Below are 26197 nucleotides of genomic sequence, written 5' to 3' on the forward strand. Positions count from 1 at the left end.
CCACACAGGTCATCGATGCACAAAATATGCTGAGCGGACTACGAGCTGAAACTGCCTTGAATGCCTACAAATATGTGATGTCACTGGCCACACTATTACAAAGCCATGGCTCGATTGCAGAATTTCCGAACTACATCCAACATACCAACACTCACTATATTCGCTAATGGAGCCGAACATGAACGAAGATCAAAAACCCAATGATCCTGTGAATGAAGCGGCTTCATCCAGCGATACAGAAAAATCGCCTGCGCAACAGGTAGAAACAAAAACTGAAATAGAAAACAACGCGACGACTTCGACCGAGCAACAACAAGCTCCTGAAATCGCTAAAAAGAAAAAATATTTATTGCTTGCCCTGATTCCAGTTCTGCTGGCAGTCATCGCATTTGGATTATGGAAAAGCTACCAACCGGCTCCGCTGGAATTGCAGGGTCGTGTAGAAGCTGAAACGGTTCAGGTGGCGACCAAAGTGCCAAGCCGTATTGAAGAAATCTATGTAGAAGAAGGTCAGCGGGTCAAAAAAGGCGATGTGCTGGTGCGCTTAAACAGCCCGGAAATTCAGGCCAAAAAACAGCAAGCCGTAGCGGCTTTACAATCTGCGCTAGCCTTACAATCGACTGCTGAACGTGGCTCGCAGGAAGAAAATATCGCCAGCCTGTATGCCAACTGGCAATCGCTGAAAGCACAGCAAAATTTAGCCAAAGTTTCTTATGAGCGTGGTGCAAATTTATTTAAGGAAGGTGTGATTTCACGCCAGCGCCGTGATGAATTGTATGCAGCCAGTCAATCAGCGGCACAAATGACAGAAGCGGCGTATCAGCAATACGCACGTGCCAAACGTGGCAGCACCTCGCAGCAAAAGAGTTCTGCCGATGCACAGGTAGATATTGCCCAGGCTGCGCTGGATGAAGCCAATGCTTTAGAGGCAGAAACCCAATTAGTTGCACCTGTAAACGGTACGGTCTCTAAAACCTATGGAAAAGTCTCGGAGCTAGTAGCCACCGCAGTCCCTGTGGTCAGCCTGATTGAAGATCAAATGTGGGTGAGCCTGAATATTCGTGAAGACCAATATGCCCCATTTCAGAAAATGAGCAGCATTGAAGGTTATATTCCTGCCCTAGATAAAACCGCTACTTTTAAAATCAAACAGATCAGTGCCGAGGGTGAATTTGCCACCATTAAAACTACACGCCAAACCGGCGGTTATGATGTACGAAGTTTTAAGCTGCATCTTGTGCCCGCACCAGCAATTCCTGAACTCAGAGTCGGGATGAGCGTGTTATTTAAACTGAAAGAGACCCGATAATGTGGACGGGTATATGGCGCGAACTGCGCTATCTGCTCAACGAAAAATGGGATCTGTGTCTGGTCACGCTCGCACCTGCACTGGTGATTATTTTATTCAGCAGCATGTTTGCCCAAGGTAAACCCGATCATTTACCGATTGCGATTATTGATCAAGACCAGAGTGCGCTGAGTCAAAGCATTTATCAGCATGTGGCGCTGAATCATACTCTTAAAATTGCTACGGTGTCGGAACAAACAGCTGAAATTGAGCGCCTGTTAAATCAAAATAAAATTTGGGGTTATATCCATATTCCAAGCGGCGCCGAGCAACGTCTGGTTCGTGCTCAGGATGCTGACATCAGTATTGCCTTTAACCAGAGTTATTTCAGTATCGGAAATACCATTTCGTCTGCCATGCTGGTCAGTACCCTGCAAGCACTGGCTGAATTTAGCGGACAGCAATATCTGGGCAACCGGCTGCCTTCTCTCGAAGCACCGTCACCGCATATCAAAATATCGCCGCTGTATAATCCGCAGCTGAATTATGAATTCTATCTGGAACCCTATGTCATTCCGGCAATTCTGCATTTACTGCTGTGTTGTTGTGTGGCATTTTCCGTCGGTCAGGAACTGAAGCGACAGACCTTAACAAGCTGGGTCAGCAACTCATCCATCTGGATGGCATTACTGTCTAAGAACCTGGTCTATGTGGCTATTTTTAGTGTGTGGACCTGGATCTGGATGTTCTGGCTGATTGAAATTCGCGGCTGGTTTGTTGCCGGCTCGCTCGCTCTGATTCTATCGGCACAATTTCTGCTATATAGCGCCTATGCATTTTTAAGCAGTGCAGTGGTTCTGGCGACCAAAGATTTAAGTAAATCTTTTGGCATCATTGCGGTCTATGGCGGTTCATCTTTAAGTTTTGCCGGTGTGACTTTACCTTTAAATAATGCGCCACTGTTCACCCAGTTTTGGTCCAATATTATTCCATTTACGCCCTATGCCAAATTACAAACCGAACAATGGGTGATTGGTAGTCCATTGCATATTTCACTGCAAGCTGGATTGATCCTGCTGGTCTATGCCCTAGTCTACGCTCTGCTGGCTTATCTGTTTCTTAAAAAAATCGCCAAAGGAGCAGTCCAATGAAATCCCTTTGGTTTTACTATCTACAAAGCTTCAAGGATATTGTCAGTCACGGCACGATCTTTACCACGCTGATTCTATCTGTCTTGTTTTACAGCTTTTTTTATCCAACTGCTTATCAGGCGCAGCAGGCTGAAGCCTTACCGATTATCATTGTCGATGAAGAACAAAGTAGCTTAAGCACCCGCATTATTGGTCAGGTGGCACAAAGCCCCAATGTCGAAATTCAGGCGATTACCGGCAATTTTGCCGAAGCCAAACAATGGGTGGAATCTCAAAAAGCCGATGGCATTTTACTGCTGCCGGACAATTTATCGCAAAGCTTAAGGCATGGTGAAACAGGTGGCATTGGACTGTATTTAAGTACAGCCAACTTTTTAGTGACCAAACAAATTGGTCTGGGCTTAGCCACATCGGTTGAGCAAACTTTAGCAGATTATACTGAACGCTTTGGCGAGGTCTCGGATTTTTCACCTGCCCTTTCTGTGCATCAAATTCCTTTATTTAATCCGCTGTCCGGCTATGGCAGCTATGTCTTTCCTGCGGTTGCACCTTTAATTATCCACCAAACCATTCTTTTAGGTTTGAGTATGCTGATTTTGGTATATCGGGAAAGAAAAATAGAATTGAATGCAAATGCATTGATTGGGATGTGTTTAGCGGTATTTACTATTGGTTGTCTGGGATGTTTCTATTTATTCGGTTTCAGCTTCTGGCTGTTTGATTATCCGCGCGGTGGCAACCTGTTCGGGATGCTACTGGCTGTTCCGGTTTTTATCTACACAATAATTGGCATGACCTGTCTATTTGCCAGTTTTCTGGATCTGCCGGAACGTGCGGGTCATGTCATTGTATTCACTTCCATTCCACTGTTCTTTTTATCTGGTGCGGCCTGGCCGCATGCAGCCATGCCTATCTGGATGCAAGTCGTTGGCGAAATCCTGCCTTCCACCCAAATTGTGCAGATGTTTATTCAACTCAATCAAATGGGTGTGTCTACAGAGCTAATCTTGCCTAAACTGCTCTATCTTGGAATGATCGGCAGCATGTGCTTTTTCTTGGCTTATCGACGTTTAATTCCTAGTCATCAAAGCAGATAGAACATTATAGCAATGCGCCTATTCCACTTATTTACTTGATTCACCAAAGACCTGAATATTGAAATTACGAATCTTGTTGCTACCATTCGGCTTATCAAAACTCACATCATACTGAACCAGATTCTCCGGATAGGCAATTTCATAACTGACCTTATATTGTCCAGGCTGATTGGTTGCTTCTTCAATCTCTTTGGTCATTAAAGTCTTAGACTTGTATTCACCTTGAGGAATTGAGCGTGAAAAGCGTTTCATCAGCTTTTCATTATCCTTAAACTGGGTTTGCAACTGCGGTTCTAACTGATCCAGAAATTCCTCATATTTCCCGTCACGCAAATCCTCATAAGCCAGCTGTGCCGCCTTTTCCTGTTCAGGACTCGGATTCGGAATATTGTCTATTGAATTACAGCCACTCAATACAACCGCTGCTGCCAACAACATTAATTTGGTTTTCATCGCTTACCCTTATGGAGTCAAGGTTTATAAAAAAGGACGCCGAAGCGCCCTTTTTATCAGTAAAAAACTTATTCTTCTACTGAATTTTCACCATCTTTTTCAACTTGCTCAGTTTCAGCAACTGCATCCGTTTCAGCCACTAAAGATTCTGCACCTTCAATCGCTTCAACAAACTCATCTTCTTCAACAGCTTCAATTGAAACTACACCGACCAGCAATTCCTCATTACCTAAGCGGATCAGACGAACACCTTGTGCGTTACGACCGGTTTGTGCCACTTCAGATGCACGGGTACGAACCAGCGTACCACCATCAGAAATTAGCATCAGTTCTTTGCTTGCATCGATGGCAACAGCACCCACCAATTGACCGTTACGTTCAGAGGTCTTGATCGCAATCACGCCCTTACCGCCACGTTTCTTGGTCGGGAAATCATCTACTGGAGTACGTTTACCATAACCGTTTTCAGATGCACACAGTACTTCGCCAGTTTCGGGTACAACAACCAGTGATACGATTCGGCTAATCAATGCTGAATCTGAACCATCTTCGTCATCAGACTCGATCTCAGTTTCGTCATTTTCTTCTAGCTGTGCAGCTGCACCAATGGTCACGCGCATACCACGTACACCTTTGGCAGAGCGGCCCATTGAACGCACATCAGTCTCTGCGAAGCGAATGGCTTTACCTTCATTCGAGAACAACATGATTTGCTGTTCGCCGTCGGTAATCGCTACACCAATGAGGGTATCGTCGCCATTCAGCTCAATCGCACGTAAACCGTTTGAACGAACATTCGAGAACTGTTCAAGCTCTACACGTTTAATCGTACCGTATTCAGTCGCCATAAACACATAGAAGTTCTTACGTACCGCTTCAGCCTGCTGAGCAAAGTCATTGATGATGTCATCATCAAGATCTGTTGCAGAAAGCTCCAAGCCCAACTGTTTCAATTGAATACGCAATGCATCAGAAATATCATCCGCACCATCTTCAGATTCAGTCAGCGCTGCTTCAAGCTCGGAAAAATGAGCATTGATCACTTCATTAGCTTGCAACTGCGCTGCATTGGCTTTGACAAATGCCTTGAAGTCAGCCAGACGTTCCTTGAATTTCTTCGGCGCATCAATCACCGGCAAGATCGCAGTAATGGTCTCGTTTTCGTCTAGTGGCAACAAGTTCACCATTGGGCGACCTTTGGCACCACGTGATGCTTGTGGCACTTCATAGACTTTCAGACGATAGACCTTACCAACGTTGGTAAAGCAAAGTACCGTCGCATGACTTGACGTCACAATTAGATGCTGAATGTAATCATCTTCTTTCATGCTGGTCGCAGACTTACCACGGCCACCACGACGCTGTGCAGCGTAGTCAGACAATGGTTGAGTTTTCGCATAACCTGATTTCGATACCGTCAGAACCATTTGCTCTTCAGGAATCAGATCTTCACGAGAGAAATCGATACGTGACTCGACAATCGACGTTTTACGCGCATCGCCATACTGCTGAAGAATCAAGGCCAATTCTTCACGAATCACGTTCATCAACAGATTAAAGTCATTCAAAATTGCAGTCAGTTCAGCGATTTGTGACAGAATTTCGCTATATTCAGCATGTAACTTGTCTTGTTCAAGACCAGTTAAACGATGCAAGCGAAGTTCCATAATTGCATTCACCTGGGTTGGTGACAGACGATAAATCTCGCCATCCAAACCAAACGGGCGACTTGGGTCTTCACCTTCAATCTCATCTGGGCGTACAGAAACTGAACCGGCTTTTTCCAGCAAGGCCAAAACACCGCCACCAGCCCACTCACCTGCCTGCAAACGCTCACGCGCTTCAGCCGGATTCGCAGAACTCTTGATGGTTTCGATGATGGCATCAATATTCGCCAGGGCAACGGTTAAACCTTCCAAGATATGACCACGTTCACGCGCTTTGCGTAATTCGAACATAGTACGACGCGTGACCACTTCCTGACGGTGACGGATAAACGCGGCAATGATGTCTTTCAGGTTCATCAATTTTGGTTGGCCATTGTCCAGACAAACCATGTTGATGCTGAAAGAGTTTTCAAGTTGCGTGTTCTGGAACAGGTTGTTCACGATCACTTCAGCGTTTTCACCGCGCTTCAGGTCAATCGCGATACGCATACCGTCTTTGTCAGACTCGTCACGAAGCTCTGAAATGCCTTCCAGTTTTTTCTCTTTAACCAGTTCTGCAATACGCTCAATGGTTTTTGCTTTATTGACCTGATATGGAATTTCAGTGAAGACAATCGTGGTACGGCCATTCTTCGGATCTTCTTCGAAATGGTATTTACCACGGATATGCAAACGGCCCTTACCGGTACGGTATGCATCGACGATGCCTGATTTACCGTAAATGATGCCGCCTGTCGGGAAATCCGGACCAGAAATATGTTCCATCAACCCTTCGATGCTGATCTGAGGATCATTAGCATAGGCCAGACACGCATTCACAACTTCAGTCATGTTATGCGGCGCCATATTGGTCGCCATACCAACTGCAATACCAGTGACACCATTAATTAATAAGTTCGGAACACGGGTTGGCATGACTTGAGGAATACGCTCAGAGCCATCATAGTTGTCTTCCCACTCGACGGTATCTTTTTCAAGATCCGCTAACAGTTCGTGGGTCAGTTTACGCATACGTACTTCGGTATAACGCATTGCTGCTGCGCTGTCGCCATCGACCGAACCGAAGTTACCTTGACCATCAACTAATTGGTAACGCAAGCTGAAATCTTGCGCCATACGTACAATGGTTTCGTATACGGCAAAATCACCATGCGGGTGATATTTACCAATCACGTCACCGACTACACGTGCAGACTTTTTATAAGCTTTGTTATAGTCATTGCCTAATTCGTGCATTGCGAAAAGCACACGACGATGAACAGGTTTTAAACCATCTCGTACATCGGGCAATGCACGTGACACAATCACGCTCATCGCATAATCGAGATATGAGCTTTTAAGTTCATCCTCAATGGCAATCGGTCTAATTTCCGATACGCTCATGCATACTCCTTATTCTACAAGCCAATTTTGGCTTGTATTTATATGTCGTAAAACTAGCAAAATCATTAACTCAAACGACTGAGTTAAAAACTAAAATACAGCCCTAAATTATAGCATAAACACTTGTATTTTTGTGTCGAAATATTCAGCTTAACCTTGTTAATTATCTTCATTTTAGTGATCATTTTCTTGTTATTTGAAAACCGAAAATTAGCGCATCCAGACAGGATTTTTCAATACCTCAAATTTTGAGAAATACAGTACTACAAAAACAAAATGCGCCAATCAACTGGCGCATCTTCATCGTTTTTTCTATATTTTTATTGTGCCTGGTTCAGTACTTTACGATAGCTCAGCACAGCCACAATCAATAAAACTGGCAATAACATTTCTACCCCTTCATCAATGGTCATAATCATGATTTGAGTATGCGGTACCAACTGGATGCCGAATTCTTCTTTCAGGGTTGAGGTCGTGCGATCCAGCACCTTGCTCAGTCCGCCACAGGCAATGGTGAGGAAGATAAAAAAATGTGCAATATTCAAAGAATCTTTCATGCTTCGTATGGTTTGAACCAATTTTTTCGCCAGTACCAGAAAGACAAAAATAATCCCGAGCAATAAAATAAATCCGAGCAGCTTATCCATGAGCGGAATTTCAGCACTGCGATAGAAATTAGTTTTAATAAAACTCATTTCAAACACCTGCTTATGAAAATCCATTTCCCGCAATCCCAACAATGTCGCTGCTATAGCCGTAAACACTCGGGTATTAGGTTTGATTTCAACATTGAGCAAACACAGCACTGCCAGCAAGTACCATAACCATGGACTCATGACTTCAAAAGCGCCTGATTCACTAAATAAATACTGAGTCACCGCAGGCGGTGCATTCAGGGCAGTATGAATGCAAATACCCAGATAAATCGCAATCAGCAGAAAACTAATGAACAGGATATGGGCGGCTTTGGAAAAGGACATGATTAAAAACAGGAGAAAAAGCAAACCGGGATTTTATCACTTTTCATACAAATGAAATACTCTAGTTTCGACTGTCGAGTATTTTTAAAATTTTTGCATAAAAAAACGCCCTTGGACAAAACAGTAAAGCATTGCTTTCACTGCTTGCACAAGAGCGTATTTTGAACCCGATTCAGGAATTAGATTTTAGAAACCAATTCAGGAATAACAGTATTCAGGTCACCGACTAGCCAGTAGTCAGCAACTGCGTTAATTGGCGCTTCTTCGTCTTTGTTGATCGCAACGATCACTTTAGATTCTTTCATACCAGCCAAATGCTGAATTGCACCAGAGATACCGACTGCGATGTACAGATCAGGCGCAACGATTTTACCAGTTTGACCCACTTGCATATCGTTTGGCACGAAGCCAGCATCTACCGCAGCACGTGATGCACCTTGAGCAGCACCAAGCTTGTCAGCCAATGGATCAAGGATCTTGTGATAGTTCTCACCAGAACCTACACCACGACCACCAGAAACCACAATACGTGCAGCTGTCAGTTCAGGACGTTCAGATTTTACGATTTCTTCGTTGATAAACTTAGAAATACCCGCATCACCCGTAGACGCAGCAGCTTCAACAGCAGCAGAACCGCCCTCAGCAGCTACAGCATCAAATGCTGTACCACGAACAGTCGCCAATACGATGTTTTCGCCTGACTCTACAGTCGCAATCGCATTACCTGCATAGATCGGACGTTTGAAAGTCTTAGGACCATCTACCGCGATGATGTCAGTGATCATGCTTACGTCAAGAAGCGCAGCTGCACGTGGCAAAATGTTTTTACCAGTTGTTGTAGAAGCAGCAAGGATATGTGTATATCCTTTACCTAATTCAGCAACAAGTTTAGCCACATTTTCAGCCAATTGGTTTGCATAAGCAGCGTCATCAGCAAGTAATACTTTGCTTACACCCGCAACTTTAGCCGCTTGGTCAGCAACTGCCTGAGCGCCAGAACCAGCAACCAATACAGTGATATCACCACCGATTTTTTGCGCTGCAGCAACAACGTTTAAAGTAGCAGCGTTTAATGCTTTGTTGTCGTGCTCAGCGATAACTAAAATACTCATGATTTTTATCCTTCTGTATTAGATCACTTTCGCTTCGTTTTTCAATTTTTCTACAAGCTCGTCTACAGACTTCACTTGTACGCCAGCTTTACGCTCTGCAGGTGATTCAACTTTCACTGTTTTCAGTTTAGTTGCAGGGTTTACACCGAAATCTGCAGGTGACTTGGTATCAAGCGGTTTTTTACGCGCTTTCATGATGTTTGGAAGTGCCGCATAACGAGGCTCGTTCAAACGCAAGTCCGTGGTAATGATTGCTGGAAGTTTCAGCTCAACAGTTTGTAAACCGCCGTCTACTTCACGTGTTACTTGTACTTTATCGCCATCTACTTTTACTTCAGAAGCGAATGTACCTTGACCTGCACCCATTAGAGCGCCAAGCATCTGACCAACCTGATTCGAGTCATCATCAATTGCTTGCTTACCTAGAAGGATCAATTGTGGTTGTTCAGCGTCAACAACGCCTTTCAGAATTTTAGCGATTTCCAGCGCACCCAGTTGGCTGTCATCAGCTTCAACCAGAATACCGCGGTCAGCACCAAGCGCCATTGCAGAACGGATCTGTTCTTGGGCTTCTTTAGGACCAATAGAAACAACAATGATTTCTGAAACAGTTCCTTTTTCTTTTAAACGAACCGCTTCTTCCACTGCGATTTCACAGAATGGATTAATTGACATTTTAACGTTAGTTAAGTCAACACCACTGTTGTCCGGTTTAACACGAACTTTAACGTTGGCATCAACCACACGTTTTACAGCAACAAGAGCCTTCATGTAATCCTCGGCTGTTTTAGCAAATGTAAATGTTGAGAAAAGTTAGTGTAACTCTTCACTTAAATTTTTTTAGGTGCCCTATCTTGCAATGTGTACGGCATTTCGGTCAAGTCACAATTCAACAAAGAGGTGTAAAAATGCGTAATTTTCCCTGAACGATGCGTTCACAATTAATTGTTATCGTTTTATTACAATGAAATGTATCAATATTTACTTAAAATTTAACCATTGATTTATATTATTTTTTTATCTGATTAATCACATCAGAAGTTTTGATTGATCACATTTAATTTAAATTGATTTAAAGCAGCTTGAAGCAAAACAGCCGGAATATACGTATGTCAGCTTTTGTCATTTTGGACAGAACTCTTTTTGAGAGCGAATTAAACCTAATATAAAGACAAATTGACCAAATAATAAACCAGCGCATTGAATTCTACGCCGACAAAGTGAATATTTAATTTCAAATCTTCGCAATTATAAAAAAAGCATACTGCGAACAGTATGCTTCTTTGCAACCAGATTAATTGATGATGAGCCAGCTTGCAGCAAGTGCCAGTAAACCACCAGAAGTTCCATCCACCCATTTTTGTTTACGTTCATCCATTTGGGTTTTCTGGCTGATTTTGCTGAATAAAATGCTTAAGCCACAATACACCACAAAAATCAGACTGATAAAAATAAAGGACAGAATCAAGCCTTGACTAACCGTATTGGCCGATTTATCAATAAACTGCGGCAAAATCGCAAAATAAATCAACATGCCTTTTGGATTTAACAGCGCAGTAAAAAAACCTTTTTTAATCGGATTGGCTGAGGTCTTTTTCTCAATGTTCAGCGCTTTTTTACTGAATACCGATTTGAGCAAATTAAAGGCCAAATACAACAGATACGCAATCCCAAGCCAGCGAATTGTTTCAAACAGCACCGGAAAAGAGACAATAATAGCCGCAATTCCGAGTGCCACCAAAATCGAATGCACCAGATAGCCGCAACACACCCCTAAGGTTGCCATCATGCCTGCTTTTGCATCTTTACCCATCACTTGAGACAGGATAAATAACATATCGGGTCCAGGCGTAAAAATCAGGGGAAGCACGGTCAGTGCAAAGAGTACAAATACAGACATTTCCTTTTCCTTTCAAAATCCAGAAAGTGAAATAAGTATCTGCGATTTTTTACAAAATTGGCTTTCAATTTATTTTATAATAAGTATTATTTTTCGAATATTATTCTAATTTATGAAAATATCCACCAAGTCTGTGCGGGTAAAACTTGATCGAATTGATAAAAATATCATTCGACATTTACAAGCCAATGGCCGTATTCAGAATAATGATCTGGCACGTGAAATCGGACTTTCACCTTCGTCCTGTTTACGCCGGGTAAAATTACTGGAAGATGCAGGCGTCATTCAGAATTACACGACTATTGTCGACCAACAAAAAATTGGTTTTCAGCTGATTTTATTTTCGCGCATCTGGCTGGTCGGTCAGGATGCTGAAACCATTGATACCTTTATTGAGGCGATGAAAGAATTGCCGCAAGTGATGGAGTGCTACATTATTTTGGGGGAAAGTGATGCGATGCTGAAAGTCGTGGTGCCTGATCTGGAAAGTTACCGGAAATTCCAGTCGACCCATTTGACCAAAAAAAATGGCATTACCAGTGTCAAAACGGATTTACCCAGCCAGATTATTAAACAGAGTTTCCAGCTGCCTTTAGAAGATTTATAGGCAAACTGATTTTAGACAACGACGCTATGTTCTTAATCTAAGATTTGCATAATCGTAGCTTGCTTAAACCATAACCTGTGCTATAAGCGTATAGATGGCAAGCTCTACCATAAGGAAAAGGTTGCCTATAGAAGCCAACCTTTTCCTCTTGAACAAAGCCAAACCACAGGACTGAATCTTATTTTTATGCTGTGTGAATACTTCAGAATTTACTCAGTTTCTTGTGCTAAAAAATCACGATGTACATGGCTTAAATCTACCAGCTCATAGTCTGCCAATTCAAAAATTTGCCAAATCGCAATCGCATCTTCTTTTAAATCCACTGCCTGGGTCGCACGATTCGACAATTGCCATTGCAGGTCAGAAATCCATAAATAGTATTGTCCAGTCGCCGCATTAAAGGCCTGAACTTTCCCATCGGCATTAATCCCTTGAATGATGGCGCCTTCAGGTAAAGTCGCTTCAAGATTGGGTAAGCTAATGTCCACAAAATGCTTGATTTGTCGCAAACCATAACCTGCAAACATTTCTTTTTGAGCTTCACTTAACTGTGCATATTTTTGCTCTATATCTGCAATTACCAGTGTGTCCATGTCACCTCCCATCGGTCAAATGCTGAGACTCTACTCAGCAATATTTCATTTTAAATATTAAATACTAGTTATTGTTATACCTGAAATAGCGCATTTAACGAATAAGACAATAGTGAAATGCTTACCCGAACGCCAATGTTCAGTTCAATTCCATTTTAAGGTTTATATATGAAAGTTTTGTGCCAAAAATACAATTTTCATGATTTTTATTCTTTAAAACTGGGCACATGATCAATCTTCTTTATGCTGCGCACGCGGATGGGCCTGATCATAAATCTGGGCCAGATGGTCAAAATCAACATGGGTATAAATTTGCGTGGTGGTTAAATTACTGTGTCCCAGCATTTCCTGCACGGCTCGTAAGTCCCGGCTATTCGATAACATGTGACTCGCAAAACAATGTCTTAACAAATGCGGATGTAAATCTACATTCACGCCTGCGCGCTGCGCCTGAAACTTGACCCGATTTTCAATTTGTCGTGCACCGAGTGGATTGCCTTTCTGGGTAATAAATACATTCGCCTCCGGTACAAAATCGCCATTCCATAAGGGATAGACTTGCAACCAAGCCATCACGCTGTCTTTGGCCTTGGAACCGAAAGGCACTATCCGGGTTTTATTGCCTTTACCAGTAATGCGTAATAACTGCCGGTTGAAATCAATATCTTTAATTCTCAGGCTTTGCAGTTCTGCCAGACGCAGCCCACTGGAATAAAGCAATTCTAACATCGCTTTGTCCCGGAGCCACATTTGCTGTTGTATTTCATTTTCAGGCGCAGGCTGATCAATAATTTGGTTGACGGTTTCAATATCCACCATGCCCGGCAAAGGACGCGATTGACGTTTTAACTGAAAATCATCCGCCGGATTAAAAGCCATATGCTGAGCCTGCTCGGCCCATTTCATAAACTGACGAATAGCCGAAAGCATACGTTGCAGGCTGCTAGGACTGAGCTGATGCTGTTCCACTTTTTCAGCCAGAAACTGGCGTAAATCGGTGGCTTCTACATCGTTTAAATTGAGCTGCTCACGCTGGCAAAACTCTAAAAAATCTGAGACATCACGTTCATAGGCTTGCAAAGTATGTTTGGACTGGTTTTGAATTTCACGTTCTTTCAGCCACATGTTAAGCAAGAGTTGAGGTGGGACAATCACTGCTTGCTCCATTTAGAGTTGCTCCAAATAATCTTGAATCAGCATTGCAACCTGATTTGCATGAGAATTGGCAAAGAAATGATCTCCACCTTGGATAATATGCAATTTTGCATTTTTAAAAATTCCTGCCAAGTATTGTCCAAGCTGAACAGTACTTAAAGGATCATGATCGCCCCAGATCAGTAAGATCGGAATGTCAAGACTTTCAAGCTGAATGCGGCTAAATTCAGTTTGGTCTTGTACAAACCAGTCCGGTGCTGTTTTAAAATGTTCATGATAATCTGTTCGCCAGTCTGCACAATGAAATGATTGCAAATTCAGGCCACCAGATGTCGCCAACAATACCAGTCCTTTGACTTTCTGTGGATGCTTAAGTACCAACCCAACGGCCAATACACCACCCATAGACTGGGCAATCAGAATGGAATCATCCTCTATCTGCTTTTCCACGAATTCTTGCAAATCATGCAGATTTTGAATGGCCAAATTTGGTGCTACGCCATCAAAGCTTGGATAGGCAATGACTTGCTGATCTGGATAGCCGGTTAATGCTGCCTTTAATGGCTGCCAAAAGTGCTGGCTTCCTGAAGCACCCGGCAGGAACACAAGCTTATTCATCTCGGTCAAATTCTACGGTTTTTCCCATCCTAGCATAAAAAAAGCACCATCAAAGACAGTGCTTTTTTCTCAAGCGGAACCAAGCTTAACCCTGGAAATAACGTAAATCCAGACGTCCTTCATATACGGTCGCCGTTGGTCCGGTCATCCAGACCACATCACCTTCTTTCCATTCAATTTGCAGCTTGCCACCTGCCAGTTCAACTTCGACTTTACTCGACAGCAGACCACGACGCATACCTGAAATTGCGGCAGCACAGGCACCTGTACCACAAGCTAAGGTCTCGCCTACACCACGCTCGTACACGCGTAAACGCGCATGTTTTTCATCAATGATCTGCATAAAGCCAGCATTGACCCGAGCCGGGAAACGCGCATGTGATTCTACTTGTGGACCAATACGTGCGACATCTGCAGCAATCACATCCGGTACAATCGTTACCGCATGTGGATTCCCCATATTCACCACATCAATCGTCAGCCTTTCACCGCCAGCGAGATCAATGTCATACAGGCTCTCCGGCGCATCAGCTACAAATGGAATTTCCTGAGGCAGGAATTTTGGATAGCCCATATTGACCCGTACCCAACCATTCGCACCCAATTCCGGCTCTACAATACCAGATTTGGTTTGCACCTTGATTTTGGTTTTGGTAGTCAGCTGACGATCATGCACAAACTTAGCAAAACAGCGCACGCCATTGCCACATTGTTCCACTTCTGAACCATCGGCATTAAAAATCCGATATTTAAAGTCTGCACTCGGGATATCAGGTGGCTCAACCACCAAGAGCTGATCAAAACCAATGCCGAAGTTACGGTTAGCCAAACGCTGAATGGTCAAAGTGTCTAAATAAGCACGCTGGCTGATCAGGTCAACCACCATAAAGTCATTGCCCAGACCATGCATCTTGGTAAATTCTAATAACATCCTGATTTATCCTTAAGGCAATAAACGCTCACGTTCCCAGAGTGATTCAATCGTTTCACGTTCTCGAATCAAATGCGCCTGATCAGCATCGACCATTACTTCAGCAGCACGACCACGGCTGTTGTAATTTGAACTCATCACAAAACCGTATGCACCCGCGCCAAGCACTGCTAGCACATCATTTTCCGTGATCGCAAGCTCGCGCTCTTTACCCAGAAAATCACCAGTTTCACAGATCGCGCCCACAACATCCCATTCTTTCGTTTCGACATCGGTACGAGGTGTAACGGATTGAATGTCCATCCATGCTTCATATAAAGCAGGACGAATCAGGTCATTCATCGCGGCATCAATAATCGCGAAATTACGATGATTGGTTGGCTTCAACAGATCCACTTTAGTCAGCAACACACCCGCATTAGCAGAAATACTACGTCCCGGTTCCATATACACTTTCAAGCCCAATTTTTCTAAAGCTGGACGTAGCGCATTGGCATATTCTTCAACCGACGGCGGGGTTTCATCTTTATACGTCACACCCAGACCACCACCGATATCGATGTGTTTGAGGTGAATGCCCAGCTCTTTTAACTGCTCAATCATGACAATGACACGATCCAGTGCATCGACAAATGGCTGGGTTTCAGTCAACTGTGAACCGATATGGCAGTCAATTCCGACTACATCCAGATTTGGCAATGACGCTGCATATTGATAAGTTTCGAACACGCTATCAGATGGGATACCGAATTTATTTTCTTTTAAGCCGGTTGAAATATAAGGATGGGTTTTGGCATCGACATCCGGATTCACGCGCAATGAAATCGGTGCTTTGACATTTAATTCAGCTGCAACTTTCTGGATACGATCCAGCTCGGCATAAGATTCCACGTTGAAACAGGCAATGCCGACTTCCAACGCTTTTTTGATATCCGCTTCAGATTTGCCCAGGCCCGAAAATACGATTTTCGAAGGCTCACCACCGGCTTTCAGCACACGCGCCAATTCACCACCGGTCACAATATCAAAACCGGCACCCTGTTTGGCCAATACATTCAATACCGCAAGATTAGAGTTGGACTTTACCGCAAAACAGATTTGATGGTGGATAAAATCAAAAGCACGATCCATATCTAAAAAATGCTTTTCCAAAGTGGCTTTAGAATAAACATAGAGTGGTGTGCCGAATTGCTCCGCGAGCTGTTGTAATGAACATTGCTCAGCGTGCAATACCCCATTAATGCGGGTGAAACTCATGAAGGTATCCTTTCTGTGAAAGCGTTATGGTGTGGTTTTAACGTCTGAATCGGCAGGTGCAGCAAACTGTTGTTGCACAGGTGCCTCGCGTTCTTCATCGGACGCTTTAGGCTCAGTTTCAGTATTTTTGTATAACAGATACTTGGCACGCTTGTCGTAATTTGGATCATTCGGCAAGTGCAAAGCACCTGACTGTCCACAACCTGCAAGAACAAGACCTGTCGCTAAGATACTGATGTAGCAAATGACTTGGCGCATCTGACCACCTAATGTAATAATTTCGATGAAGTATAACGCGATCATTCGGCATGACCCAAGCGTTAAACGCTAGAGAGTATCTTTAGACAAAAAAAAACGCCAGCAGATCGCTGACGTTTTTATTGATAAGGTTTATTTATGTTTCTGTTTATAGAAACCAAAATAGCCAATGATCAGCAGGATAAACCAGATCGGACTGATCATCAGTGCTTGACGAGTATCCTCTTCCAGCGCCAAAACCACGATCATGCTCAGGAAGAAAATAATCACGACCCAACAAGTCAATAAACCACCTGGCAGCTTAAAGGTCGATTTGGCATGCAGCTCTGGACGTGTTTTGTAATACACGATATAGCTCCAGATAATGATGATCCAGACACAAATAAACAGAATCGTGGATAAAGTCGTGGCCAAGGTAAAGGCCCGAACAGTATCCGGAACGAAATACTGCAGTGCTGCACCCAGCAACAAACACACGGCAGAAAAATACAGGGCATTTGCAGGGACAGCACGACGATTCAAGCGACCAAAGGCAACCGGTGCCTGCTCTTCACGCGACAGGCCAAACAGCATACGGCTGGTCGAGAATACGCCACTGTTCATCGATGACATCACCGAGGACAATACCACCAGGTTCATGATGATCGCAGCCGCTGCAATGCCAGCCTGACTGAACAGGTTTACAAAAGGCGAGACATTCGGGTCAATCTGGTTCCATGGAGTTACTGACATCACAATTAGCAGTGCCAATACATAGAAAATAATGATACGGATCGGAATAGAGTTCACCGCTTTTGGCAGGTTCTTTTCCGGATCTTTGGTTTCAGCCGCGGTAGTACCCACCAGCTCTACCCCGACAAAGGCAAAGATTGCAATCTGGAAACCGGCCAGGAAGCCCATGGCACCCGTCGGGAACAAACCGCCATGCTCCCAGATATGACTAAAGGATGCGACCGTACCGACATCATTGGTAAAGCCGGTAAATACCATCCACAGACCAACGGCAATCAGCACCACAATGGCGATAATTTTGACCAGGGCAAACCAGAATTCCATTTCACCAAACAGTTTTACCGTGACCAGATTCAAGCCCATGATAAACACAATCGCGGCAACACTGATCATGACGCCTTCTTCAGGGCTAAAGGGCAAGCCATTATTGAAGAATTGCAGATAGTAAATAATGGCTGACAGATCCGCGATCCCGATGGTAATCCAGCACAACCAGTAGGTCCAGCCAACAAAGTATCCGGCCCAAGGCCCGATCAGATCCGTGGCAAAATCAATAAATGATTTATATTGTAAATTGGAGAGTAACAGCTCACCCAATGCACGCATCACCAGAAAGACCATAAAACCGATGATCATATAGATCACCAGAATCGAAGGACCTGCGAGACTGATGGTTTTACCCGAACCCATAAACAGGCCGGTTCCAATGGCGCCCCCAATGGCAATTAACTGTAGGTGCCGATTGGACAAACTCCGCTTTAATTCACCGTGCTCTGTCGACGAATTGTTATATTTTTCTGACATTATTAATTACAACTTTGAGTTTTACTCGCGACAAATTAACGTAAAAAATGCTGAATACAAAAATAAAATTTGCATCATTTGTATTTCCTGATTAATTGAAGAAGTTAATTTATTTTTCTTATATCGCTCTACAGTTACATTTTTGCTTTATTTTTGACCTGCGATATTCCAGTAATTTCTTGTCAAATTTTTAAAACTGTGTAAAAAATAGAACACTATTCAGCCAATTTATGCATTCAGGATGAATGCATCTGGCATAGCAATTGCTTTTTAATCAATACCTCGAACTACACAGACATGGATCAATAAGAAGAATTTTATGCAAAATTTACAAAGTTTAATGGAAACTTTAAGCGGCTGGGTCTGGGGCCCTTATATGTTGGTACTGATTGTCGGTACCGGGATCTTCCTTACCTTTCGTTTATTGTTCTGGCAGTTCCGCATGTTGCCCCTAGCTTTTAAACAGGTCTTTGGCAAGCATCCTGACCATTCAGGGGACATTTCCCAATTCGCCTCATTGATGACCGCACTCTCTGCCACGATTGGTACCGGTAATATTGCCGGCGTAGCCACTGCCTGTGTTCTCGGTGGTCCAGGCGCCGTGTTCTGGATGTGGATGACCGCCCTGTTTGGTATGGCGACCAAATATGGCGAAGGTGTTCTGGCAGTCAAATACCGAGTGAAAAATGAGAAAGGTGAAATGTCCGGTGGTCCGATGTACTACATCGAGCGTGGTCTGAAATGGAAATGGCTGGCGCTGATTTTTGCCTTGTTCGGGACACTGGCTTCTTTTGGGATCGGCAGTTCAGTACAGTCCAATACCGTTGCGCTGGCGGTTCAAAACAGCCTGGGCATCGAAACCTGGATGACGGGGATCATTATTACAGCTTTTTCAGCACTGGTGATTTTGGGCGGGATTAAATCGATATCCAAGGCGGCCTCACTGATTGTTCCCGTTATGGCCATAGGCTATGTAGCTAGTGGTTTAATTATTATTTTAAATAACCTGGAACTGGTTGGCCCCGCACTAAAAATGATCTTCACCTATGCCTTTACCGGTGAAGCCGCAGTGGGCGGTGCAATTGGTGCGGCGATTCGTTATGGTGTGGCACGTGGTGTTTTCTCCAACGAAGCCGGCATGGGTTCTGCACCAATTGCTGCTGCAGCGGCAAAAACCGATCATCCAGCCCGTCAAGGTCTGGTGTCTATGACCGGTACCTTCATTGATACCATTATTGTCTGTTCAATTACCGGTATGGTTCTGGTAATGGGCTATATCATGGCCGGTAATTCATTCGGAGATCAAACCGGTGCGGTACTGACTATTGGTGTGTTCGACAAGCTGCTGCCGGGTGTCGGTGGTTGGGTGGTCACTTTCGGTATTATTTTCTTCGCCTATTCCACCATTTTAGGCTGGAGCTACTACGGAGAAAAATGTGCCACCTATTTACTCGGTGAAAAATTCGTACTGCCTTACCGTATCATTTACATTGCTACAGTTTTCATTGGCTGTGTGGCCACACTGGATCTGGTCTGGCTATTTGCCGACACCTTCAACGGCCTGATGGCGGTTCCAAACCTGATTGGCTTATTACTTCTGTCTGGTGTTATTGCCAAAGAGTCGAAAGACTTCATTGCAAGACGTAAATCTGGTGAACTTTATTAATTGATAAGTTATTATTTAACTACTCAATTCAAATAGTAAAAAGCCACGTTAATCGTGGCTTTTTATGCTTCATCTTTTCCATTCTTCATCATGAAAATTTAGCAACGTAAACCACTACAAGCCAGCTTGTCCCACTCAGATTCAAGCTCCAACGCTAGTCCTAAAGATAAAACAAAAAACTGAATGCCTTTAATTTTCATATTGCCCTGTTCATCTTCCAGATATCCACTCAATTTTTGATAGGTTTTATGATGCAGATCAAAAGGTACATCCAGATAAAGACCACCCAGGTAGATTTCACTATGGACGGTTTGATCCACACCTAAACACGGCATATAGATAATGCCCTGTTGCTCTAGCCAGCCGATCAACATCTGGCGAACCGAGTTTGCATCCCGATCTGGATGTACATAATGATCAAAATGCACGAATAACACATCACGGTTTTTTTCACGTGCGATCGCATCAATATGTTTCAGCAATTGTGACAAGATCTGTTCCATTCCAGCATAATAAGATAGGCATTATAGACGGCGTTACCGCACAGTATTCAAATCAGCATAAATAAAAGCGACAAACCTTGTCGTAAAAACCATGATTTTTCAGGTGAAAGGCTTGGTTTTCGATAGCATTCACCGCTATGCTGTCACTCAATTTCAATCGCTTCATCTTCAAATATGGCTAAAGCAAAAAGTGTGTATCGTTGTGAACAATGTGGTGCCGATCATCCAAAATGGTCGGGGCAGTGTTCTGAATGCGGGGAATGGAACAGCCTGGTTGAGGTGACCATTGCACCGGCAGTGACACATCGTGCCCAGCCAAAAATTGGTGGTGGATATGCAGGCCAGGCGTCAAGCATTACTACCTTAAATCAGGTCTCAGTCTCTCATGAAACCCGTTTGCCGACGGGTATCAGCGAATTTGATCGGGTCTTGGGTGGCGGACTGGTGACCGGTTCGGTGGTCCTGATCGGCGGTGACCCCGGGATTGGTAAATCTACTATCTTGCTACAAACAGCCACGCACATGGCATCTGCCAAAAATCCGGCCCTGTATGTGACCGGTGAGGAATCTTTGTCTCAGGTGGCTTTACGTGCCCAGCGCCTGGATCTGCCGACTGACCAGCTCAAAGTCATGGCAGAAACCTGTGTCGAACGTATTTGTGAAGTACTGGCCCAGCAACGTCCTGCAGTAGCCATTTTGGATTCAATCCAAACCCTGTATACCGAAACCCTACAATCTGCCCCGGGCGGTGTCTCACAGATTCGTGAATCAGCGGCCCTGCTGACCCGTTTTGCCAAAAATAGCGGTACATCTTTATTCTTGGTCGGTCATGTAACCAAAGAGGGCGCCTTGGCCGGCCCACGTGTACTGGAACATATGGTCGACTGTGTGCTGTATTTTGAAGGCCAGTCGGATTCACGTTACCGAATGATCCGAGCGGTCAAAAACCGTTTTGGTGCGGTCAATGAACTCGGTGTGTTCGGCATGACCGACAAAGGTCTGCGCGAAGTATCTAATCCTTCAGCCATCTTTTTAAGCCGTTATGATGAAGCGATTCCCGGTTCGATTGTAATGATCAGCCGCGAAGGTACGCGCCCGCTACTGGTTGAGGTTCAGGCACTGGTCGATGATGCACATGGCCAACCAAGACGCGTAGCGCTTGGTTTGGATCAGAACCGTCTAAATATGCTCCTTGCAGTCATGCATCGGCATGGTGGTGTGCAAACCTCCGGCCAGGATGTTTATGTCAATATTGTCGGTGGATTGAAAATTACCGAAACAGGTTCGGATCTGGCGGTACTTCTCGCCTGCGCTTCCAGCATTCGTGGCAAAGCCTTACCGCAACAGCTGGCGGTTTTTGGGGAAGTCGGACTGTCTGGAGAGATTCGCCCTGTGCCGAACGGTCAGGAACGGCTGAAAGAAGCGATTAAACATGGTTTTAAATACATTATTGTCCCTCGCGGCAATGCACCGCAAAAATCCATCGAGGGCGTGCAAATTATTGCAGTTGCGCGTTTACATGAAGCCTTGAGCGAGGCAATGGCGCTGAGTGATGAACTCAATTAACTGTAAACCGGCTCATTTCGTACAAAGAGCAAAAAAATACAGATTTTTGATTGAAATTCCACACAAAGCCTATATAAATAGACTGTACAAACAGGTTTTATTCTCATAGGAAAAATGAATGGAAGTTCGACAGCGCGGTTTGATCACAGGTATCTTGACAGCAGTTTTATTGGTTGCGCCTTTTGCTGCTGAAGCAAAACGTGCTGGTGGCGGTAAAAGTCACGGTATGCAACGTTCTGCACAGCCTACTCAATCTTATCAACAACCTCGTCAAGCTGCGCCTGCTCAACAAGCGCCAACAGCGGGTGCTGCAACCCAGCAAAAATCTGGCCCGGGTGTGGGTGGTATGGTTGCTGCGGGTGTAGCGGGTGCCGCAATTGGTGCAGTCGCTGCCAATGCTTTGGCGGATGATCAAAGTGTAGCAGCGTCTGAAGCTCAAGCTGCTCAAGCCGAAGAGGAAAAAGGTGGTATTCCAGGCTGGATCTGGATCCTTCTTGCTGCTGCTGTTGCCTTCTTCATTTTCCGTAAGATGGGCGCAAAAAAAAAAGTAGCTTCTAACCCATACGCACCAAATAGCGGTGCTGGTAATACAGCACCTTTTGGTCAGGCACCGACTGCACCTCGCGGTGGTGACAGTACCAATATTTTTGGTCAGAATGTGGGTGGTCAAACGTCAAGCAACAATGCTCCGTTCGGTTCTGCTCCGGTAAATAACGCGCCTTTTGGTGCAGCTTATACCCAAAGTGGCAGCCAGTTACCGGATGGTACTGAACCTGCAGCATTCTTGCGTGTAGCGCGTCAGCGTTTTAACCATATTCAGTCCATGAATACAGCAAGCAACATTTCTGAAATTCAGCGTTATCTGACTCCTGAACTTTATCAGTCAATGTATAACGACATCATGAGCAATCAGGATCAGGATGTTGCCGAGTTTTCAAATCTGAATGCGATGGTCGTCGACTCATCGACTGACAATGGCCAGTATATTGTCAGCGTACGCTTTACAGGTACGGTAAGCGAAGACTTAAACAGCTTGCCGCAACCGTTCGCAGAAATCTGGCATTTCACCAAACCAGCAGGTTCAAATCAGGACTGGGTGGTTGCAGGTATTCAGCAAGACTAATCGTGAATAAATGAAGTTTAGACAGCGGCCTTCGAGCCGCTGTTTTTATTTTCAAGCCTTACATTTTGATCTTTTTTAATTCCCTTCCCCCTCTCTTTTTTAACCTAACTTCCAGTTTTACTTATTTTTCATATAAATAGTTCAACAACCCATATTTAAAATCTAAACAATAATTGTTATCATTATCATTAATTACTTCATAAGTTTGTAAATAGAATTTTCGATGATGAATAGTCCGAATATGCAAGCCATAGCGACTGGAACAGTTACTGCGCCGAAACCATCAAGCAAAAATAAAGTCAAAGCAAGTATGCTGGCTTATCGTGGGATGATTTTATATCGCTTTATTCTGGCGGGTGCTGGCGGTTATCTACTGGCTACACTGGCAACGATCGTGATTGCCCAGCTTTTTATCGACAGTGGAAGCATTGCTGCCATGTCCGCTACCCTGATTGGCTTTAGCTTGAATACTGCTGCATTTATCTGGGTATTTATGGTAAATAAGACGCTCAAAGCTACGCTCGGGATCGCGATTCCCGGTGTTTTGCTCTATATCGCCTATAAGCTTTTAGGAAATTAAAATGAGAATAGATGCAAAACCCGAAGGTCCGCGCCAGTCAATGGCATGGTTGCATACCTGGGCCAGTCTGATTTTAGGCTGGCTTTTATATGCGATATTTTTAACGGGAACCTTAAGTTTTTTCCAGAACGAAATTACCGTCTGGATGAAACCGGAATTTCATCAGTCAGTTCCACCAAAGACTCAAATCGAACAAACCCGTGTGGCACTGGCTTATCTGCAACAGCACCATCCGGATGCCGGCAGCTGGGCGATCCAGCTTCCCCATTCACGCCAAAATACCACCACCCTGACTATTCGTAGTGCCGGCGAAGATCCGCGTGCCCGTCGTGGCGGTACCCGCGTGACAATTGACAGCGCCACGGGTGAAGTTCTGCAAGCGCGTGAAACACGCGGCGGTTCATTCTTATACCGTTTCCACTTTGAATTGTATGGTTTGCCAAGAATCTGGGCACGCTGGATTGTCGGCATTGCGACCCTGCTCATGTTGGTGGCAATCATCAGCGGTGTCATTACCCATAAGAAAATTTTCAAGGATTTTTTTACTTTCCGTCCCGGTAAGGGTCAGCGTTCCTGGCTGGATGCACATAATGCTACTGCGGTATTTGCCCTGCCCTTTCATATCATGATTACCTTCAGTGGCTTATTACTATTACTCTTTACCCTGATGCCTTGGGGCGTAAACCAGATTTATGAAAACCGTAGTGCTTTCCTTCAGGATCAACGTAAGAGCTTGATTCAGGAGAAGAGTATTCAGACTGAATTCCATGAAGGCCGTAGTGAGAGTAAAGAACGTCGACCGCAAGCTGAGAGAGAAAATCTTGGCGAGCGCGGTGAAATGTCTGCACGTGGTGAAATGTCTGCACGTGGTGAAAGTCGCCGCTCTCGTGATGAAATGCAAGTTGCATCTCCTGCACCATTAACCGATCTGACTCCGATCTTGGCAACAGCTGAAAAAGAATGGAAAAATAATCCGGTGGGTACGATAACCATCATCCAGCCAAATACCGTAAAAGCAGAAATTGAGCTTCGTGCCTTAAACGGAGTCAGCGTAGCTGATCGTAATGTTTATCCGAGCCTTGCTTTCAATGGTGTGACCGGTGATTTAGAGCCGGATCAAACCACCCTGAAAACGCCTTCAGTCGCAAATGGTATCTATAACATGTTCACCACACTACATGAAGCACGTGGCGTAGATCTGGCGTTACGCTGGTTATTGTTCATGTCAGGTGTGGTGGGTACCTTGATGATTGCCACCGGCTTGATTCTATGGTGTGTCAAACGTGCACCACAGCAACAGAAACAAGGCTATAAATCGTTTGGTTATCGTCTTGTGGAAGTCACCAATATCGCTGCCATTATTGGTTTACCTGTTGCCTGTGCTGCCTATTTCTATGCCAACCGTTTTATTCCGGCAGACATGGAGATGCGTCTGAACTGGGAAATTCGTAGCTTCTTTATTGTCTGGTTGCTGACTTTACTGTATGCCATGATTCGCACTCATCATCAGGCCTGGCTGGAACTATTACTGCTCGCCACTGCTGCATTTGCCTTGCTGCCAATTGTGAACTTTATGACGGGTGGTCAAGCGATCTGGAACACCATTATGCATGGTCAATGGGTCATTACTTCTTTTGATCTGGCCATGTGGGTGCTTGCGATCTTGTTCTGGTTTTCATTTAAAAAAGTGAAAAACCATAAAGGCTTACCCTCTAAAAAAGCCAAGGCTGCTCTCAAGGAGAATCAGGCATGATGTTCTTCTTATTGATTTGGGCTTTAACTTCACTGGGTTTCTTTGCACTTGCAATGTCGATGTCCAAACATCAAAAACAGATTTTTGACACAGAACTCAACCCTAAAAAAACACAACTTGCGACTATTCTGGGTTGGGTATTGCTCATAATTGCCCTGATTCTGTGTCTGTTAACAGGATTTGCCAGCAATATGATCAGTTACTGGCTGGGTAGTCTAACTTTTGCAGCACTGGTGGTCGGTTTAAGTCTGAGCTATCTGGCAAGTAAAATTAAAGTGATCGTAATGTTCTGTGTGTTCATCGCTTCGATCTCAGGGATTATTTGCTTGATCTAATCATTTGATTGACCAATCTTTTTAAAAAGCTGGCCTTCGGATTGGCTTTTTTGCTTTAAACCTTTTAGTCTACGCACAATATTTTTGAGATGTTGATATGACCCAGCGTGTTTCTCCCTCTGCTGTCCTGACCAATCTTGCCTTAGCCGGTAATGCTGAAGCGCAATTTGAACTGGCTGAGCTGTATATGCAAAGCGAGCATGATGATGACATCATTCTGGCTGAAGAATGGGCATTGAAAGCTGCCAACGGCGGGCTAGTGGATGCAATGTACTGGTTAGGTGAAGGTTATACCGTTTATGCCAAAGAATTAGCAGAAGAAGATCCGGAAGAATCCAAAGCTCACTTTGAGTTAGCCTATTACTGGTTAAGCAAGGCCAATATCGAGAAGCACCCTGCTGCGACTTTAGAGCTGGCCGGTTTCTACCGTCGTGGTGATGTAATTGAAAAAGATGTAGAGAAATCGATTTCTTTAGTCAAACAGGCTGCGGAATGGGGTGAAGTTCAGGCCATGCGCGATCTTGCTTTTATTTATGGGAACGGTTTAGGTGTTGTCGCTGATGACATACAGGCAGATTACTGGACACAAAAAGCAGATAAGATTGAACAGGAAATAGAATAAATAAAAAGCCCGTCAGATGATGGGCTTTTTTAAACGCATAATCATGACGATAAAATTAAATAT

At 44.3% G+C, this 26197-nt stretch carries 25 protein-coding genes and 1 pseudogene; 12 read left to right on the forward strand and 14 right to left on the reverse strand.

Going from position 1 to position 26197, the window contains the following annotated elements:
- The 4 genes and pseudogenes from NI462_RS06820 to NI462_RS06835 all read left to right on the forward strand — a co-directional run.
- A pseudogene (locus tag NI462_RS06820) lies at positions 1–167 on the forward strand (TolC family protein); the annotation flags it as partial.
- A gap of 11 nt (positions 168–178) precedes the next feature.
- Positions 179–1309 carry an HlyD family secretion protein gene (locus NI462_RS06825; protein ID WP_004645703.1) on the forward strand — a complete coding sequence of 377 codons (1131 nt, stop codon included), beginning with the start codon at positions 179–181 and terminating at the stop codon, positions 1307–1309.
- Entirely contained in the window at positions 1309–2439 is a 1131-nt protein-coding gene (locus NI462_RS06830; protein WP_253159736.1) for an ABC transporter permease, read from the forward strand. The genes NI462_RS06825 and NI462_RS06830 overlap by 1 nt, the downstream gene beginning before the upstream one ends.
- On the forward strand, positions 2436–3536 hold the full coding sequence (locus NI462_RS06835; protein WP_253159739.1) for an ABC transporter permease: 1101 nt from the start codon (positions 2436–2438) through the stop codon (positions 3534–3536). Before NI462_RS06830 ends, NI462_RS06835 begins: the two co-directional genes overlap by 4 nt.
- 27 nt (positions 3537–3563) lie before the next feature.
- Here NI462_RS06835 and NI462_RS06840 read toward each other — a convergent pair whose 3' ends face one another.
- The 6 genes from NI462_RS06840 to NI462_RS06865 form a co-directional block, all read right to left on the reverse strand.
- Positions 3564–3989 carry an outer membrane protein assembly factor BamD gene (locus tag NI462_RS06840; RefSeq protein WP_253159740.1) on the reverse strand — a complete coding sequence of 142 codons (426 nt, stop codon included), beginning with the start codon at positions 3987–3989 and terminating at the stop codon, positions 3564–3566.
- A gap of 68 nt (positions 3990–4057) precedes the next feature.
- Positions 4058–7039, reverse strand: a complete 2982-nt coding sequence (gene gyrA / locus NI462_RS06845; protein ID WP_253159742.1) for a DNA gyrase subunit A — start codon at positions 7037–7039, stop codon at positions 4058–4060.
- Between the two features lie 320 nt (positions 7040–7359).
- A complete protein-coding gene (locus tag NI462_RS06850) occupies positions 7360–8019 on the reverse strand; it encodes a hypothetical protein (RefSeq protein WP_253159744.1) in 660 nt (219 codons plus the stop codon).
- 179 nt (positions 8020–8198) lie between these two features.
- The gene (locus tag NI462_RS06855; protein WP_004280494.1) at positions 8199–9131 is read right to left on the reverse strand and encodes an FAD-binding protein; all 933 of its coding nucleotides are present in this window, start codon (positions 9129–9131) and stop codon (positions 8199–8201) included.
- An 18-nt stretch (positions 9132–9149) separates the two neighbouring features.
- Positions 9150–9902, reverse strand: a complete 753-nt coding sequence (locus NI462_RS06860; protein WP_004280496.1) for an electron transfer flavoprotein subunit beta/FixA family protein — start codon at positions 9900–9902, stop codon at positions 9150–9152.
- A 523-nt stretch (positions 9903–10425) separates the two neighbouring features.
- Positions 10426–11031, reverse strand: a complete 606-nt coding sequence (locus NI462_RS06865; protein WP_253159746.1) for a LysE family translocator — start codon at positions 11029–11031, stop codon at positions 10426–10428.
- Positions 11032–11143: 112 nt separating this feature from the next.
- Between NI462_RS06865 and NI462_RS06870 the strand changes: the two genes are divergently transcribed.
- Positions 11144–11638, forward strand: coding sequence for an Lrp/AsnC family transcriptional regulator (locus tag NI462_RS06870; protein WP_004645712.1), 495 nt, complete (start codon positions 11144–11146; stop codon positions 11636–11638).
- Between the two features lie 209 nt (positions 11639–11847).
- On the opposite strand, the gene NI462_RS06875 is transcribed toward NI462_RS06870, so the two are convergent.
- From NI462_RS06875 to NI462_RS06905, 7 genes are all read right to left on the reverse strand, one after another.
- Positions 11848–12231 (reverse strand): hypothetical protein, encoded by a 384-nt coding sequence (locus NI462_RS06875; protein WP_004731804.1) that lies wholly within the window; start codon positions 12229–12231, stop codon positions 11848–11850.
- 231 nt (positions 12232–12462) lie between these two features.
- Positions 12463–13398: a site-specific tyrosine recombinase/integron integrase gene (gene xerA / locus NI462_RS06880; RefSeq protein WP_005252485.1), complete on the reverse strand. Its 936-nt coding sequence runs from the start codon at positions 13396–13398 to the stop codon at positions 12463–12465.
- Positions 13399–14004 (reverse strand): alpha/beta fold hydrolase, encoded by a 606-nt coding sequence (locus NI462_RS06885; protein ID WP_005252487.1) that lies wholly within the window; start codon positions 14002–14004, stop codon positions 13399–13401.
- An 85-nt stretch (positions 14005–14089) separates the two neighbouring features.
- Entirely contained in the window at positions 14090–14935 is an 846-nt protein-coding gene (dapF, locus tag NI462_RS06890; protein ID WP_253159748.1) for a diaminopimelate epimerase, read from the reverse strand.
- A 12-nt stretch (positions 14936–14947) separates the two neighbouring features.
- Positions 14948–16192, reverse strand: a complete 1245-nt coding sequence (lysA, locus tag NI462_RS06895; protein ID WP_253159750.1) for a diaminopimelate decarboxylase — start codon at positions 16190–16192, stop codon at positions 14948–14950.
- A 24-nt stretch (positions 16193–16216) separates the two neighbouring features.
- Positions 16217–16450 (reverse strand): LPS translocon maturation chaperone LptM, encoded by a 234-nt coding sequence (gene lptM / locus NI462_RS06900; RefSeq protein WP_005106375.1) that lies wholly within the window; start codon positions 16448–16450, stop codon positions 16217–16219.
- Positions 16451–16582: 132 nt separating this feature from the next.
- Complete coding sequence (locus NI462_RS06905) at positions 16583–17986, reverse strand: amino acid permease (RefSeq protein ID WP_253159752.1); 1404 nt, start codon at positions 17984–17986, stop codon at positions 16583–16585.
- Positions 17987–18305: 319 nt separating this feature from the next.
- Here NI462_RS06905 and NI462_RS06910 point away from each other — a divergent pair, with 319 nt between their 5' ends.
- Positions 18306–19652, forward strand: coding sequence for an alanine/glycine:cation symporter family protein (locus tag NI462_RS06910; protein WP_253159754.1), 1347 nt, complete (start codon positions 18306–18308; stop codon positions 19650–19652).
- Between the two features lie 98 nt (positions 19653–19750).
- Here NI462_RS06910 and NI462_RS06915 read toward each other — a convergent pair whose 3' ends face one another.
- Positions 19751–20155 (reverse strand): hypothetical protein, encoded by a 405-nt coding sequence (locus tag NI462_RS06915; RefSeq protein ID WP_253159756.1) that lies wholly within the window; start codon positions 20153–20155, stop codon positions 19751–19753.
- Positions 20156–20329: 174 nt separating this feature from the next.
- On the opposite strand from NI462_RS06915, the gene radA reads away from it, so the two are divergent.
- The 6 genes from radA (at position 20330) to NI462_RS06945 (ending at position 26134) form a co-directional block, all read left to right on the forward strand.
- Positions 20330–21721 carry a DNA repair protein RadA gene (gene radA / locus NI462_RS06920; protein WP_004731817.1) on the forward strand — a complete coding sequence of 464 codons (1392 nt, stop codon included), beginning with the start codon at positions 20330–20332 and terminating at the stop codon, positions 21719–21721.
- Positions 21722–21839: 118 nt separating this feature from the next.
- Positions 21840–22844, forward strand: a complete 1005-nt coding sequence (locus tag NI462_RS06925) for a Tim44 domain-containing protein (RefSeq protein ID WP_253159758.1) — start codon at positions 21840–21842, stop codon at positions 22842–22844.
- A gap of 223 nt (positions 22845–23067) precedes the next feature.
- Positions 23068–23424, forward strand: coding sequence for a hypothetical protein (locus NI462_RS06930; RefSeq protein WP_435574963.1), 357 nt, complete (start codon positions 23068–23070; stop codon positions 23422–23424).
- A 1-nt stretch (position 23425) separates the two neighbouring features.
- Entirely contained in the window at positions 23426–25177 is a 1752-nt protein-coding gene (locus tag NI462_RS06935; RefSeq protein ID WP_253159760.1) for a PepSY-associated TM helix domain-containing protein, read from the forward strand.
- Positions 25174–25512: a DUF3325 domain-containing protein gene (locus NI462_RS06940; RefSeq protein ID WP_005103916.1), complete on the forward strand. Its 339-nt coding sequence runs from the start codon at positions 25174–25176 to the stop codon at positions 25510–25512. Before NI462_RS06935 ends, NI462_RS06940 begins: the two co-directional genes overlap by 4 nt.
- Positions 25513–25609: 97 nt before the next feature.
- Positions 25610–26134 (forward strand): tetratricopeptide repeat protein, encoded by a 525-nt coding sequence (locus tag NI462_RS06945; RefSeq protein ID WP_005103918.1) that lies wholly within the window; start codon positions 25610–25612, stop codon positions 26132–26134.
- The last annotated feature ends 63 nt before the right edge of the window (positions 26135–26197 follow it).

It is taken from the genome of Acinetobacter lwoffii (genome assembly GCF_024129715.1).
Taxonomy (GTDB): Bacteria; Pseudomonadota; Gammaproteobacteria; order Pseudomonadales; family Moraxellaceae; genus Acinetobacter; species Acinetobacter lwoffii_U.